The 16,212-nt window shown below is 54.6% G+C and carries 9 protein-coding genes; all 9 read right to left on the bottom strand.

Annotated elements, in window-relative coordinates:
* Positions 1-3,330: Ig-like domain-containing protein (locus VN887_20020; GenBank protein HXT42306.1), on the bottom strand; the 3,330-nt coding region annotated here is incomplete at its 3' end.
* A gap of 539 nt (positions 3,331-3,869) precedes the next feature.
* A complete protein-coding gene (locus VN887_20015) occupies positions 3,870-5,096 on the bottom strand; it encodes a glycosyltransferase family 4 protein (protein HXT42305.1) in 1,227 nt (408 codons plus the stop codon).
* Between the two features lie 61 nt (positions 5,097-5,157).
* Positions 5,158-6,678 (bottom strand): O-antigen translocase, encoded by a 1,521-nt coding sequence (locus VN887_20010; GenBank protein ID HXT42304.1) that lies wholly within the window; start codon positions 6,676-6,678, stop codon positions 5,158-5,160.
* A 63-nt stretch (positions 6,679-6,741) separates the two neighbouring features.
* Positions 6,742-7,317: an acyltransferase gene (locus tag VN887_20005; GenBank protein HXT42303.1), complete on the bottom strand. Its 576-nt coding sequence runs from the start codon at positions 7,315-7,317 to the stop codon at positions 6,742-6,744.
* A gap of 102 nt (positions 7,318-7,419) precedes the next feature.
* Positions 7,420-8,853, bottom strand: coding sequence for a class I SAM-dependent methyltransferase (locus VN887_20000; GenBank protein HXT42302.1), 1,434 nt, complete (start codon positions 8,851-8,853; stop codon positions 7,420-7,422).
* 726 nt (positions 8,854-9,579) lie between these two features.
* Complete coding sequence (locus VN887_19995; protein ID HXT42301.1) at positions 9,580-11,982, bottom strand: hypothetical protein; 2,403 nt, start codon at positions 11,980-11,982, stop codon at positions 9,580-9,582.
* A gap of 315 nt (positions 11,983-12,297) precedes the next feature.
* Entirely contained in the window at positions 12,298-13,902 is a 1,605-nt protein-coding gene (locus tag VN887_19990; GenBank protein ID HXT42300.1) for a hypothetical protein, read from the bottom strand.
* Between the two features lie 74 nt (positions 13,903-13,976).
* Entirely contained in the window at positions 13,977-14,915 is a 939-nt protein-coding gene (locus tag VN887_19985; protein HXT42299.1) for a glycosyltransferase family 2 protein, read from the bottom strand.
* Positions 14,887-16,206: an O-antigen ligase family protein gene (locus VN887_19980; GenBank protein ID HXT42298.1), complete on the bottom strand. Its 1,320-nt coding sequence runs from the start codon at positions 16,204-16,206 to the stop codon at positions 14,887-14,889. The genes VN887_19985 and VN887_19980 overlap by 29 nt, the downstream gene beginning before the upstream one ends.
* Between the last annotated feature and the right edge of the window lie 6 nt (positions 16,207-16,212).

The raw sequence follows: 16,212 nt of genomic DNA, 5'->3' as shown, positions 1-16,212 counted from the left end.
GTAGGTGAAACTGCCGTTCGCGTTAAGCGTCAACGATCCGTGTGTGGGACCGGTGACCTGCGTCGCCGTCAGACTGTCTCCGTCAGAGTCGGTGTCATTGATCAAAACCCCCGCGGCCGAAGTCACCGTCAACACCGTGTTCGCGACAAAACTATAGCTGTCGTCATTCGCGACCGGAGGATGATTGGTCGTCACCGTGATGATCACGGTCGCCGGATCGGAATTGCTAATACTGTCAAGGGCCCGATACGTGAAGCTGTCCGTTCCAACATAGCTGGCAGTCGGCGTGTAACTGAAGCCGCCGTTTGTGTTGAGGGTTAGTGTGCCGTGTGTCGGCGAGCTGGCGAGCTCGGCCCTCAGGTTCGTTCCCAGACCTAATTCATCATTGCTCAACACCCCGGGAGCGGACACCACCGAGGTCTTGTTCTCGGCGAAGGTGTAGCTGTCGTCGGCTGCCAACGGCGTCGGCGGTATGGGACTAACACTCAGTTGATCGAAGGTATCGACGAACGTCACCTGGTCGGTTCTTGTATAAAGGTGGGCGCCGATAGCCCCGCTCGTGAAGGCGGGCTGCCCCCCAAAATTGTTATCAGTAACGTCGATAACCTGGGTATTGTCGTAATACACGCGGATCCTGTTTCCTCGAAACCTCATCTTTAAGGTGTGAACCCCGGTGCCGACTACTGTTGGAGCCTCCGCGATTTGCATCTGCTGGATGCTCCTCCACGTGGAAAACTTCACCAGCGCCACCATTCCGGATGGACCAGCCACTCCTTCCGGATAAATCACCGCTCCGTATCTTGCTCCGTTCAGGGGATTCAATCGTCCGGTCAAACCGCCGTTGTGCGCCCCCGCAGGCAACTGGACCTGGGTTTCCAGACTGAAATCGCTCCAGTTTCCTGCCACGTATGCATCGGCGTATTCTCCCACACCGGAACTCGCCCCTCGCAGTATTCCGTTGGTGATGGTCCAGTCGCCCAGGGCGGGAATCCATGGCGCCAACGGTTCCGCGTTTGCTGCCCGGGTAAAGTCGTCGAAAAAGACCTCACCAGCAGGAGTCACAGTGATGGTCGCCGTGGCCACATCCGAGGTTGCGACCCCGTCATTCGCCTGATAGGTGAAACTATCCGTCCCGGTAAAGTTGGCATTCGGTGAATATGTAAAACCGCCGTTCGTGTTCAGGGTCAGCGTTCCATGGGATGCACCGCTCACGAGCGCCGCGGTCAGATTCGTTCCGACACCCACCTCATCGTTTGTGAGCACGCCCGGCGCGGCCACAATCAGGTTCGTCGCCGCTGGCACACTATAAACGTCACCCACAGCTTTCGGATTGAGAGTGTAGCGAACTTCAGCGGTCAACACTGAAGGCCCCGCAAGGATCTTGACCACCTGGCCGTTCGTCCGATAGCTACTCCCGGATGCTAAAATGCCATTCGTGAAGACCTGCAGCCCTGAGACTGACGGATGCGGCAACAGCACTTCGACCGCGGAGTTGGCATCGGTCACACCGGCTAAGGCGAGAGTGATTATCGATTGATTGCCGTTGGTTGTGAAAACCGGTGTGATTTGCGCATTTGTCCTGGCCACCCACCACGAGTAAACGCTCGAGGCATTCGCGAGCCAAATTCGCGGTTTTGTTACTGCATACGTAACATACTCGCGTGGGTTGTTGTCCGCAGTCCCTCCCCCCAGGGAAGTGTTGTGTGAGTATGCGTTGATCAACCCGCCCAGATCGTAATAGAAGTCCACCAGTTCCCGGACAGTTCCCGGCGTATGACCAAATATAGTTTCCATGGACTGTGAGACCCAGAACGGCGGCGAAGTCTGATAGCACAAGTACCAGTCGCTCACCGGCAGACTGATGAATGGATAACGCTTGCCGGCCGTGCTGAGCGAGGTCGAAAGCACCCAGCTGGGAAACGGACCAAGTTTCTGCTCGCCCGTTGTTCGGACGCCCAATGCCTCCTCGATTTGATAGGAAGCTTCACGCGTGGCATTGAAATTTGGCGCCACAGTATGTCTTATTCCGCCACCATTCGTTATGCCGAACAGCCATCCGTCAACATCCGAAAACGCGTTGCTCACGGACGTGGCAGCGTAATGCTGCCAGTTTGTGTAACCTGGTGGTAGAGTGTTGGTGGAGTCGTAGGCCTCATCCGGACCCCAGTGCCAATAATCATAATTACTAAGAACCAGCGACGGGTTATTTGGGTTCTTCAAGCCTCCGTTGTGCGGGCCTATCGTTGCGCCGTAGTTCGTTACGGCGCGCTGAAGGCTTGCGATCGTCGCCGGCGAATTCGTCATTTCCTGTCGAAGAGTGCCTGTGCAGAAAAAATAATCCCCTTTCACCCCAAGCGACGCCTCAAATTGAGCCGACGCCTCAATCGAATTGATCAAACTGGGCGTGTTCTCAAAGTCATGGCGAACGTTCAGCGCGGCGTCGTACGGGTAAGGCCACGGGCTGACTTTGGGAACGGGAAGTTTGGATGACTCGAATGCCCACTCAATGGCCCTGCGGAAAATTACATAAGCGTACATTCCAGGTGCCCACGAACTGTGCCCGAGCAGGGGTTGCATTGCGGCATCATAAACGAAATTGCCCTTCCCATATTGTCTTACCAACAGATAGGGGAAAAGGTCTCCCTGCGCGAGTACCACGGCGTTCGTAGTCGGCTGAACCTGCCAGATTCCATGCACGTTCGGCAGGGAGTGATCCGGTGATATACCGGTAGGGACTTCCTCGGAAAACCGCGGCATCTGCCAGGTTAAACCACCGCCAGGAATGTGCGAGACAATCCGGTGATCAACGGTCTTTGTAAACGTGGAGTTGTTCGCCCAATTCTGCAGACTCGCGTTCACCATGTGAATTCCCATCTCATTGGAGAATGCAAAATCACCGCGAGTTGTCCCGTTGGTGTTACGAGTGAAGGCAGACGAGCCGATGAACAACGTGCCTCCGGCCGCGACATAGTTGGTAAACTGCGCGATCTCGTCATCGCTGATTGCCTCCGATGCAAGACTGATGACAATGGGATATTTTGGTTGTCCGTTGGTTAACAAGAGGCCGGCGCTGATATTGGCGTCGCTCACAACCGTGAAGGCGGTCCCGTCCGATCGAAGGGCTTCCTTGACGGATTCAGGCATGACGAAGTAATGCCAATCCGTCAGCCACCATTCAAAACCAGTTGTAAAGGGACCCGTCGGAGTTGGCGGTGCGGCAACCATCGTCTCGAGATTACGCGTCAATTCAGAATCGTGAATTGCCACGAGCGGCTGCGTCATCTGACCATGCACCGAGTGTATTACGCGCAGCACAAAGCAAACGGCCACGACCCAGGATGTTTTTCGAGAAGATCGCACGGGAGGGATTATCGCGTGGAGCTCAAATAGGCTTGCGTCCACCACCAACCGTATCCCGCTTCAGTAGCCAGTGAGAGCACCAGTCGTAGGATGACCGAACTCAGCAAGGGTTCCGAATTGACGTATTCATCGAAACAAACCGAGCGAGAGCGACCGTTATATTCCAAGTGTGCAGGACACATGATTCTCCTTACCCATGCTTTCGCACTGGTGTCTCCGCTCAAAGGGGCTGAAAACAGTATCTGGTGCATAGATTCTTCGAGTTGAATCACAAGAACTCAGAAACCGTGTTTAGCTCCTTCCGTACCCGGTAGTGGAAATAGCAACATCAATTGATTTCCAACGACAAACAGTGATCCTGTTTGCAAAGACCAACCTTTCGGTTCCGATTGGATTGATTATGCAATGCGATTGCACTTCAAAAAGGCGAATTCATTGCAAAACCGAACGATTCGGCTTTGAGAAGGGGGCATTTCGGATGGAATCGCTTGGGAACGGAAATCTCCTTTTTACACTGGCTCTTCCGGGTGGTGATTGCCTCCGGCGTTCGACCGCCTCTTGATCGCTTTTCGCAAAAACCAGGATATGTAGTTCGCCAGATAAAGGGAGCGTGATGGCGTTACACTACCACACTGTGTCACCAGTTCCATAAACCGCCCCATTGATCGCGCCATTACGTGGTCCTGCACATACTGGAAAACCAACTCGCTCTCCGTGCGATATTCAGTGGGACTCAGCTTGAGGATACGTTCGATTTCATCCGCCGTTTTCGAAAACTCCGGACGATTCTTTGACGGCCCGATACTGCCCGGCGGAAGCCGATATATTGGACCATAACTTAGCCCGTCCTGATCGTAGGCTACCGGAATCACGCTCGGAACTCTGAAAAGCGCGGCTTCCAAACTCGAGGTCCCAGTACCAACGAATACATAAGCGTCTTCCAGAGCCTTCCATAACAGCCGATAGGGTATCGTTCCTTCCATTGAGATCACACTCTCAAGCTTCCGCTCTTTGATTCGGGCCCTCATCGCCGACGCATATTCGCCGTCGCCGTAAACAGACCATCTGACGTTGTGCCCTCTTTGGATCAAACTGCTTACGACGTCGATCATCGAAAGGTTGTACTCTTTCATCGGCGACAGACGGCCGATCGAAACGATTTTACCGGGCCTGGGCCTTCGCACAGCCGGATCAAATTCCACGGAATCGATGGGAAGCGGCCACAAGACTCCTTTGTGATGGTGGACTTCTTCCAGTTCTTCAATTTGATCCACAGAGCAGAAAATGCGTGCGTTCGCAGGAATGTTTTCCAAAAAATTCTTTACGCAGAAAACCTTGTCATCCCAGAATGGCAGCGATTTCGTCGAATAGTACCACTTGAAAACACAAGGGTTGTAGATTCCCGCGAGAACCTTGCAATTGTTTCCCGCCAACGTCGCCAACTGGCACGCGATCCACGAGGATGGAATATCGAAACTCTTTATCACGTCAGGTGGACCGATGATGAAATCTTTCAATACCCGTTTCGCATGAAAATAGTAGTGAAGCTCGCGGAATCGCCTCTCGAGAACGACGCAGCGCACCTCTTCTGGAAGAATCGTTGTCCACTGTCCGCCTTTTTCGGCGAGCAAGGTCACTCGATGCCCGTTCCCGATCAGCCACCGCGACAATCGGGCGATTAGAGTTTCAATTCCTCCCAAAACCCCGGGACTGGGGTAGATGAGCAAAAAATTCATTCGGACTCAAACAAGCGAGATACTGCCGCTGTTAGAATGTTCGGTCGCCACCGTTCTGTTGTCATGCGATCATGTCCGGCGGAGTCAATTTCAAGAGTCGCAACAGGCTCCGAACAGGTCTCGGGAGTCTGCCCAGAGGCACCAACTCGCAAACTCTCTTGATCGAATAAATCCCGCTGAGCAGTGTGGCGGCCCCTCCCAAAGCGACGGTCGCAACGCGAGGCAGAAAGTACCAGCCTGCAAAGAGTCCGGCCACCAGGGGCAAAAATACCGATGCCAGCCGCCGATTCGACGCTGACCAGCGGAATCCGCTCAGCCGACTGACAATCATGTAGATCCCGACCCAGTGGATCGCATATAAGCCAAAGAACGCCATACCCGCGCCCGGCAAACCAAACCGCAAAACACCTCCCCAAACCATGACGATATAAGCCACGCTGCTGGCAAGTTCAGCCCAGAAAAAGATGTTCCGTGCGCCCTTCGCCAGGACGATAAACCCCATCGGCCATGAGACAACTTGTAGAAGCATTCCCAGACAATTCCAACGAAGGATCTCCACGGCGGGTTGGAATTTTGCCGAGTAGAAAAGCTGGATGACCAGCGGCGCAAACGAGAGGGTCGCCAGAACGCCGGGCCCTGCCATCAAAAGGCTCACTTCCGCTTGTTCGTTCACAAGGCGGTTGCATTGAACGTTGTCGCTGGCAGCCGCTGTGAGGCGCGGATAGAAATCCGCACCCATCGCTTGCAGGATGAACCCCACATAGATGCCGCTCAACGCCCACGCAGCCTGATAAAAACCCGCCGCCTCGACACCAACCTTTCGGAGTATGATCGTGCGGGCCAGATAGGCCATGCCCATCGTCATCAGCCCGCTCGCCATAAAGACCACTCCAAGTTTCAAAAGGGCGGACACTTCGTGGGCGTCCTCCCGCACGCTCCGGGCAATCCGCTCGACTTTGATTTTACGAGCGTACCACCACGACGTTGCGATACCCATTGCGGCGACGCACACGAGGGACGGCACGACTCCTCGCTCGCCATAAATGTAAACGATTGGAATGCTGAAAATTGTTCCATAAAGGGCGCCCAGCACGCTCATCCGGGCAAGATCAGCAACACGGCGCATTCCTTGAACGAGCGCTCCCTGCGCGGCGGAGATGTCGCCAAAAAAAACCGCGGCGGCCAGTAATGCCACGGACCCCGCATGTTCGGTGTCCCCAAACGTCAGCCGCGACACGGGTTTGCTGAAGACACAAAGCAGGAGAGACCCCAACGCACCCGTGCAAAGTGCCACCCGGCGCAACGCCGTCACCGTTCGAGCGATGCGCAGGGTGTCACCCGATCCGACCGCTTCCGCAATCTGCCGGACGCCACTGCTGTTGATACCGATCCCGGCGATGCTGCGCGTGAGGTCGGCGATTGATCCATAAAGGCCCAGCAGGCCAACTCCCGCTGGCCCCAACAGAACCGCCATCGCCTTCGTCCGAACGATTCCCAGCCCGATGTTCAACATCGAAGAGCTGCCGATCAGTGCGGAGGATTTCAGTATCTGGCCGTAGGATTTTTTTTCTGGGTCGGTCACTTGGCTCTTGTGCCCGGTAGGTTCAACCGGTTCGATGCAACCCGATTGTTGAGATCGTATCACTTAGTCGCCGGGTGTCAGGCCAAAGCCGCCTTTCGCCGGGTTGCCGAAGATGACCATGTTCTCCGGAAATGATCGTGTAACAACAGACCCGTTCGCGATGATCGAGTTCCTGCCGATCCGGACCCCTTTTAAGATCTTGACGTTTGAACCGATAAGAACGTTCTCACCAATGACAACACGCCCTGTTTTCGGAACGCCACTCATTCTCCGGTCGGGATGGGTGTCATGAAAATCCGAATCAACGACTTCACAGTGCGTGCCCAACATCGTTTTTTTCCCGATAAAAATACCCGGGCCATCACTAACGAGAAACGAGTTGTTGTTGATCCACGCCCCATCCTCGATTTCGATGACGGAAGACGGACTGCGCGCCTCGATGTAAATGTATCCGCTGAAGTAATACGCCGAGGGATAGACACCGAGATTGACCCTGCCGTGAAACTTGATCGTGCCTTGTCCCATGAACTGGACCGGTTGATAGATTGTCGGCGTGCCCTGTACATTTTTACATTGTGACAGAAACCGGTACTTCAGGATTCTTGCACGTTGATAGAGATTGATGAGTCGCGACTTCATAAATTCAAAATCCGATGCATGAGTTCAGGGTGCCATAAACATGCAAACGTGGAGACGGCGCCACCGGAATCACCCGTTTCCCTTATACCCGCACAAAACCAATTATCTTCGCGCCTGGAAAATCCAGTCCTTCGCGGTCAGACGTCCGAAACGCACACGGTACCGGTCCAATTTCCGACTGCCGGTTGCGTGGTTGAGCCAGCGAACCGCGGTGACGCGCATTCCTTCTTTTCTGATGCATCTCGAAAGCGTTCCGGGGCCACAAACGCTGATGCCGCTTTGCTCAAAACTTGTGAGCCTGCCGATTTCGAGGTCACCGCAGATCCGCCTGATGGAGATTGAAACCCGGCTAAAATTCGGACCGCCTGCCACGAGTGTGCCGCCCTTCAGAACGAAACGCGCAAAATCCCGCAGTGCGCTTCCCGGATCCCGCATCAAGTGAAGCAAATTTGTTATCAGGACGCAGTGGAACTGCCGGCCACGCAAATCCCTGAGACAGTTTTCCAGCGTCCCGTAGATTACTTCCATCCCCAACCGCTCGGCCGAGGCGCCGACGACTGAATCGAGCGGCAAAACCGTGACTTTGGCTCCTCGTTTTTGGACCGCTGCTTCAGTGGCACCGCAACCGCAACCGATCGAAAGGATCGTCTCGGTCTCGCTGGGTATCATTTCAATTAGCTCTTCGTCGGGTTGCTCGTAATAACTCTTGGACCAGCTTCCGTGCAGCAGTTTTGACTCAACCCCACAAAGAGTTTCCGCCACGTGCCTGCCGTCACAAATGTCCGTAAGCGTTTGAACCTGCTGTCTGAACGCGTCGAGCGAAACGCCATGACGTTCGACGTACAGATTGGACATGTGGCGAATAAGAAAATCATCAAGCATTGAGATACAAACGACCTTACGAAATCCACACCTCGTATATGGGTCTGTCGCGGCAGTTTCCGGCAGGCCGTATCTTCCTTCGTAGGGAGCCTTGAGGAAGCCTCCGGATGCAATCGCGCGTTTCAACTGTGATTGCGTTAGTATGTAGAACCCTGCGTGCTCGTTGGTAAACTCGGCCACGATGTGGGGGCCGCGACGCTTAACCGATTCCGGCTTCCAGTGAAAGGCTCCATGCACGTCCGTCAATAGCTTCGTGGCACCCGGCCCGATCTCGTATCGAAGATAGCCGGCGATCTCCTCTGATTGCAGCGAAGCAGTGAGGCGTAAAAAAGCCTGGATGTTGGCCTCGGCAACTTCAATGTCATCCTCTGTGTACACAAACAGATCGTATTTCTCTGCGTTCCGTGCCATCTCCGCTTTGTGAGCAAAGGGAAGGGACCACGGATTCTTGTCGGGCAATCCAACCACAATTTCGACCCCGGCTCCGACATCTTTAGGCGCCTCGGAGAGCACCACGATGTCAACATCCATCGCCATGCTCTTGTAGTTTTGAATTATCTTCTTGAGGAACGGAATATTCTTCTGCCCGTAACTCGCGATGGCAACCAGCAATCGAAGCCGGTTGGAGGCGGGCAATTGATCTGCGCTGTGCATGTGATGGATCAGGAAGCCGGGCGAGGGTGTTTTTGTCCAACCACCTTGCCCGGGACGCCAACCACCGTGCTGTACGGGGGTACGTCACGGGTTACGACTGCATTCGCGCCGATAACCGAGTGGTGACCAATTTTAACGCCTTTCAGAACGACGGCGTTGACACCCAGCCAGCAATCATGTTCGATCAACACCGGCAGGGTGCGAAATTCGCCACAACGCGTTGTTCGTTCCGCCTTCTCGCCAACGACATGATCGGAGTCGGTTATGAAAACCCTTGGAGCAATCAACACGTAATCCTGAATTTCGACCGAAGCCGCCGCATTGCACTGGAAATCATGGAGAATAGTGCAATAGGAGCCGATTTTTATCTTTGCCTCGGTCGAGGGTCGTGATGGTTTGAGATCAGCCAGACACCAGTCATCCGAAAGCGTCGTATGGTGGCCAATGCTGATCGCCTTGGGATTGACAACAATTCTGCATTTTCTGACAACAGAACGTGCGCCAAGCGAGTGGAACCGCCAACCCCAAAGTACGCGCGTCCTTGTCAAACACCACAGTCTCGCCAAATGCAGGATCACATTGTTTATGAGAGACTTGTTGGAGAATCCGAAGGATGCGCCTCACCACTTGCCGACATTCCTGCGGGTCTTGGTCGTAAGAACCTCGGGTGGCTCAGGAGAGGAGCGTCCGTCGCATGCTGTTCAGCGCGATGAGGTCGGAAGCGAATCAGGGGCTCGCCACCACATGCACATTTCGTGGAGTCGTCGGCAATAGTAAAACCGACAGGCTCTGCAATTGCACATTCGCTTCCCGCCCGACGACGACAAGTTGATGCGGCCCCGGGGCCAGGGTGAAGACCTTCGGGATGAATTGGTCGTTGTCAAACGTGCCGTTTCCGCGCCAACTAACAATTCGCTGCTCAAAGCCGGTGGTGAGCGGGAGGTCACAAATCATATCAGGATCCTGCGGCTGACCGTCAATATTAACGTAAAAAGAGTTTGCTCCGTCATTGGCTGCATTCACCAACACCTGGATAACGTAATCGCCCGAGTTGGTAGTTGTGAAACTATAAACCGCCTGGCCGCCGTTCGTGACACCGGTCTCGACCGGTTGGGAAACATAGCCGCTCGCCACGACAAAAGGAGCAGTCAGAACACCCGATCCCCCCGCAAAAGTGAGTGTGCCTGCGGGCGGGGGTGAAGCCTCCACACCGACCGTCAAAGCTGACTCCGCGGTAACGGTTCCATTGCTGACGCGTAGTTTCCACACGTATGTGTTCCCGGCAGTGCCCGCCACATAGTTGAAGGAAACGCCGGGCACCGTGCCCGCACCGCTCTGCAAAACGACCTCGGGCCCACCGTTGACCGTGTAGATCCATTGCCATGTTAACGGGAGACCGCTGGGATCGGAAGCGGAACCAGAATACTGAACCACCGAGCCGGCGAAGATTTGGAGGCCTGCCCTGCCGGGATCCACGTCCGCGCTGCTCTGGGTAATCGCAGAGACCGTTGGGGCTGGAAGGGTGACGGTCGCGGCGACCGCCGCAGTCGCGCCGCCGCCACCGGTGAAAGTAACAACACTGCTTGCGAGGCCGGCCGTCAGAGGAACAAAGCGGACGGTTACATTTTGACTCTGGTTAGCAGCCAGACTGTAAGTTCCACCGGAAACAATGCTGAACGGAGCGGGCACGCTGGCCGTCCCCGTCAATGTCGCGCCACCCACGTTCTGCACAGAAAAGGTCAGACTGTTGGTTGTGCCGACCAAGACGGTGCCAAAATTCTGGCTGGGGGGACTGACCAAAATCGCCGCGTTGGTGCTTGGGCCGCCAACGGAGTACTCGTAGGCTCCAACGTCCCATGCACCGTCGGTACCACGGATGTTCCCATCCTTATCAGTGTTGTAAGTCGAGGCCATTGCCACGCCTTTGTCTCGTGGATATTTGGCGCCAATGGTTGACGTAAGATGAAAATCCGCACCCGCGAGGTTCACGAACGGATTTGAACCACTGCCGATCGAATGAGCACCGCTGACGCTTCCGCTGGAAAACTCGTAATCACTGTCCGGAGGAACGAGTCCGCCCAAAGAGACGTTCCAATAAATGTTGTTCCTCGCCTGGCTTCCTGCGCTCCATGAGCCGCCACCGCTGCTCGAATACACCCCTAATGGCACGTTGTAGATGGTATTATTGCAAAAGAACAACTGATACGAGGAGAACGGTTCGAGAACACGAGCAACCGAAACTCCATCGTGAAAGACGCAGCCGTAAATGTAGATCGGACCGGTCGCGTTGCCGTAAGGCATGATGCCTTCGACGGCCCAATTATAGAACTCGCAGTTCTTCCACGTGATGTTACCGGAGGAAAGGAATTCGCACATATTTTGGTGAAAATTCGAGTTGCCCACCAAGTTGTCGTACCATTTGCACGAATCGAACGTGACGCCGGTAGCGTTTACCAGAATCGCGAGGTTGACCGAGCCGTGCAACCGGCAATGTGTCACGAGTATGTTAGGACCGATTTGATTAAAAGCTGAGCCACTCCACGAACGGATGGAAAAGGCCTGAAAATAAGAGTTGGGCGAACCGCTGCTGGCTGAGCCGAATGGTCCGGCCAAGTCAACGTTTGAGAACGTTATGTCATGCTGGCCTGACGATCCGTCGGCAAAATGAATGCAGCCGGGATAAATCTCGCCTCCGGTATTGGCTTTTTGAAGTTTGATCCCGCTATCAACCCGTCCGTCAATGTACATATAGCTGCCGATATTGGGAGCGTCGTAATACAGCACATCGCCGCTGGACGGGGCCAAGGTTACTTGAGAGTCGAATGAACTGTTCCAGCCAACCGCTCCTACCGGGACGTTGTCCGTAGCCAGGACTCGTTTTATGTAAATCAAGTTTCCCGCAACTCCGCTGGCTCCCGGCTTTAACGAACTGGAGTAATTCCCCCCGGCCAGCCAGACGGTGTCCCCTGGCTTGACGTTTCCCCAAGCTATGCTGGAAATCGTCCACGCATTGTTCCAGTCCGTGCCGCTGTTCGAGCCCGACGCAGTTGGCCGCACGTACCAGTTGGCCGCCTGTGCGCCGGTCAGGAAAAATAATGAAGCGAATGCAGTTGCGAATTTTTTGATCATATTAGTTTTCGTCGCGGCTCTACGTAGCACGTGTTCCTTCGACGACACTTTCTTCGCAATTCATATGCCAAACAGGCCGACCAGCGCCCACCCTAGCTTAATGAACCAAAGGGAACAGAAGCACAAGGCACAGACGAACAAGCAGCGAGTTCAAATCCAAGCCCTTGATACGGTTGCAGGATTCCTCGGTTATCCGATGCCATTAGCTGTTACGGTGTCCCGCGGCGAGACAGCGGACCCACAGTGAGAGGCCAGAAACTGACCAGACGGCCATACTCGGACGGGCGGCAATCGCAGGCATCGATGTAAATTTACTCAGTTGAAGGAAAGGAAGCGATCCCGACCCTCCGTGAGTAACCTGCGAAAAAAAGGAATTACTAAGGGGTTCAAACTTCCTCCAATCCGATCGGGTTGCGAGGAAAGCATTCGGACCGAAATCGTTCTGTTGACCATCTTCGGCAACGCAACACCCTGGCCAGAAAGGACTGTCAACTCGGCTTTGCTTCCACCATCCACGATATGCCACGGTTCGGTCAAACCATCGAAGGGGCTCTCAACGATCAATTGAGATGCGCCGCTCGGCAGATGGAATTCCACGTTGCGGCTCAATGGTTTTAGTCTGCATGTCTCTCCATCCATTCGCCAAAGATAATTGCTTCGGCTAACGCCGGTCATGTTGGACCACAGAACAGACCCTAGGCTGTTAATGTACCCAGCGTGTTGATCAAGCAACTCGATTCCGTTCTTCAGGTCTCGCTGATGTCCTCTCAACACGAGCGGTTGCCCAAGAAATGCAGCCAGGAGAATGGCGTTGGTCGTATTGCCACTGAGCCCCCAACGTGGCAAGACCGGGCAATTCTGAACCTGTTCTGCTGGCAGATAGCCGACATCCTTTGTCCACGCTTTGGTCGCATTGTGCGCTCGTAAGGAACCATGCGAAAGGCAGGCCGCCTCGAAGCCGCACGCAGGCAGTTCACCCAACATTTCCTCCGAGCACGCTCCGTGCGGCGGTACCATAACCCTACAGACCTTCAACGCGGTTGACCGCTCGAGACGTTCAATTCGGCGGACTGCCTGATTGAGCAGGCATAACCGTTCGGGTTTGGTGTAATTCCGAGCAAGCTCTTTGCGAGTGTGGTTGTTCCCATGAATTGCCAACGACAGGTACTTTGAACTCGTTCGGAACAGTGCGGCGGTCCGCATGTGAGTAAACCAGCAGTCCAGAGGAATCGTGGCGAACGAAACGTGGTAATTCTCTTTGGCGGCATTTGTTGCGATTTGCTTGAAATCGACATAACCATAGCGTTGCCAGTGCAAATTGGGATCGTCGAACATGAAGCATGCCCTCAAAGGCGGAGATGCATAGCTGGCAGGCGCACATAGATCACGCAACCAGTGAAGCAAAGGGAGAATTTCTACAAAACGCTCCTCGTTGAGGACGTCCTTGAGTCCGCCTTCCGGGCCGAAACGGGGCAACGGGAAGGCGGAGCGAAAATGTTTTGCGTCCCCCATAGTAGACAGGGTCCACAGCGGTCCGGCCTCGCCAGAGGCCAAAACTTTTTCACCTCCGATCACCTTCAGGGCGTTGACCGCACAACCAATTCTATTACGCAACGATTTGCCTCGGAAGGGAAACGGAACCTGAGGATCGTCCGCGAAAACAACAGTCACGTCTTTCAACACCGACGCCTGTGCCGAGTTCTCGTTAGGCGGCACGCTGAGGCTAGAAGCCACGCCAGAGCCATCGCACGAGGTCCCGCCTGCGCGTTCCCCGACTATCATTTCTCCGACTCCCTCGAGCCGACGTTGGCCCGCCAAGGTGAATTTTACGGGCAGAAGTCCTTCAAGAGTGGAAAGCACCTCCGACATCACAATGTCGGGACTCCCACGGCGAATGTCGACTTGGAACAGATGTGACATGCAACACAAGCGGCAACCACATCAGAGGAAGGCCCGAAAGCGGGAGATTCGAATGGAGATAGACCGCCGCCTCATCAAGTACCTTTTCCAGTCAGCAGCCATCGCAAACAGATCAGATCCTCTTTTAGTTTGAGGGCGCTTTCGCCGCGGCTGTCCCGCAGCACGAATCTCAATAAACCGTGCGCCACAAGCCGAACAGAATGCCGCATCATGGAAAGGAGGAAATAAAGCGACCGACCGATCACGCCGTGATGTTTCCTCCAATAAATCAGGTTGCCGCGCATCATTTCGATGTTGAAGCGGGAGGGTGAGTTTGAGGAACTACCACCACCAAAATGTGTGGCGCTCGCCTCTGCGACAAACATTATCTTCCATCCGGCGCTTCGAAATCGTTTGCACCAGTCCAAATCCTCGGCGTAAAAGAAAAACCCTTCGTCCAGTCCCCCCACGATTTTCACTGCGTCACGGCGAGCGAGCCAAAAGCAGCCGCTCAGAACCTCGACTTCAGCACAACTGTTATGGTCAAAATGCCGCATTTCGAAACCCGAAAACCACGACCACCGGGCCAGTATCCTGTCGAGCGCAAGAAATCGGCAGGCGGTGTTCCAAACGGTCGGCAGTCGACCACATGTCAGTTGCAGCCTGCCATCGCCGCCGACAACCCGGGGTCCGACCAACCCCACGTCCGGATGGCTCTCAAGAAAACGGGTGAGTCGCTCAAAGCAATCGCGATGAACTATCACATCGGAGTTGACCAAGGCCAGCAACGAACCGGATGCACGCTGAATGCCCAGATTATTGGCTCTGGCAAACCCCAGATTCTTCTCCGCTTTGATCAACGTCGCATCCGGGAATTGCTCTTCCACCATCTCCGGGGAACCATCGGTCGAGGCGTTGTCAACCACGATGACCTCCCGCACGAGCGGATCACCGGTTTTGCGGATCGACCTCAGACAATTCCGCAAGTGTTCGCGGGCATTCCAGCTAACGATGATGACTGAGATGTGGTGCATAATCCGGCGATGTCCGGGTTGTATTTCGAGCCGGGACGAGTGCCGGAATCGGCTTCGCGGGCCCGAGTGAACTTATGCTCGCCAGCAGGAAGTAGAGAAAAACCACTGATTGATCAAAATAAGTCACCGAGAAAAAGGTCGTCAAATGGCCGAATAGAATCGAACCCAACGTCCAAAGCAGGAACCGGTGTTCGACTGGTGCCTTTCTGCTCGCCCGCAACGCCTTTCCAATCGTGGAGAATCCAACGAGCAGAACTCCGATGAAAAGCAGCATTAACGGCATTCCCCCAGTCACCCCCATCTGAATGTAGTGGTTTGTAATGTCCGTGTGGTTACCGCTCCAAGTGACTCCCGTAGGCATCCAGTCCCGCGTGTAATCTGTGCCTCCCAGCCACCAGTCCCCAAAATGTTTGATCGCAGCTTCAATCAAGGCTGCACGGTGCCATCCGGTACTGCCTCCGGTAATGTCGATTCGCGCGAGCAGATAGTATACAGGATCCTTCATGATGAAATTAAGAGCAATGACCAAAACCAGAGCCATCCAACGGATCGCCGGCAAATACCGGCGTCTTTTCCACAGCAGCAACGCGCCCACGATGGATATAATGGTCATGATCGGTCCGCTGGAACCGCTGCCGAAAACGATGCCACACGTAGCCGCTATTCCCGTCAGAGCAAGTTTCCGGTGGGTTCGCCACAGGAAAATGGCCATGGGCAGGCATACCGCACCCACAGTTCCCGCAAGTATAGGATGGCCAAACGGGCCTTGTGCTCGAAAATGCCCATGACGAATCGCAGCTTGTGCAGGAACGCCTCCCAGCAAAGCAAACGCGTTCCTCCCGGTCAGCTTTTCTAATACCATGGCTATCCCGAGTGGCACGAAAAGAATACTGACGAGTTTGAACACGTTCAGCACGTCGCCACCTTCTCGGATGAAGATCCGAAACAAAAAGTAAATACCCAGCGCATTGTAAACCATTCCTAAACGCAGGACCAAAGCGCCCTCGGTGTGGAACACGCTGCAGAGAACGGTCCAAACGGCCCAGGCGATCATCATCCAGTCCAGAGCTTTCAGTCCGCCTGTGATGCGCTCACCTTTTGACATCACCCGCGCAAATCCCACTGCAATTAAAATGCGGATTACAGGGAAATGTAGCGGGCCAATCGCTATTTCCTGGGCATGCGTCATATAGGCGGCCCCCAGCAAAAAAGGAAGCGAAGCCCAACACCTTGGCAGAACAAACAGCAAGACTGAACTGACAACCGCGAACAGAAAACCGAGAATGGTCATGATTGG

The sequence above is a fragment of the Candidatus Angelobacter sp. genome (assembly GCA_035607015.1).
Taxonomy (GTDB): domain Bacteria; phylum Verrucomicrobiota; class Verrucomicrobiia; order Limisphaerales; family AV2; genus AV2.
This window is presented reverse-complemented; position numbering and strand designations above follow the sequence as displayed.

Bases quoted from the DNA above. Each gene is read 5' to 3' on its own strand.
- VN887_20000 (HXT42302.1), bottom strand. From the start codon at position 8,853: ATGCACAGCGCAGATCAATTGCCCGCCTCCAACCGGCTTCGATTGCTG.
- VN887_19990 (HXT42300.1), bottom strand. From the start codon at position 13,902: ATGTCACATCTGTTCCAAGTCGACATTCGCCGTGGGAGTCCCGACATT.
- VN887_19995 (HXT42301.1), bottom strand. From the start codon at position 11,982: ATGATCAAAAAATTCGCAACTGCATTCGCTTCATTATTTTTCCTGACC.
- VN887_20005 (HXT42303.1), bottom strand. From the start codon at position 7,317: ATGAAGTCGCGACTCATCAATCTCTATCAACGTGCAAGAATCCTGAAG.
- VN887_19985 (HXT42299.1), bottom strand. From the start codon at position 14,915: ATGCACCACATCTCAGTCATCATCGTTAGCTGGAATGCCCGCGAACAC.
- VN887_19980 (HXT42298.1), bottom strand. From the start codon at position 16,206: ATGACCATTCTCGGTTTTCTGTTCGCGGTTGTCAGTTCAGTCTTGCTG.
- VN887_20015 (HXT42305.1), bottom strand. From the start codon at position 5,096: ATGAATTTTTTGCTCATCTACCCCAGTCCCGGGGTTTTGGGAGGAATT.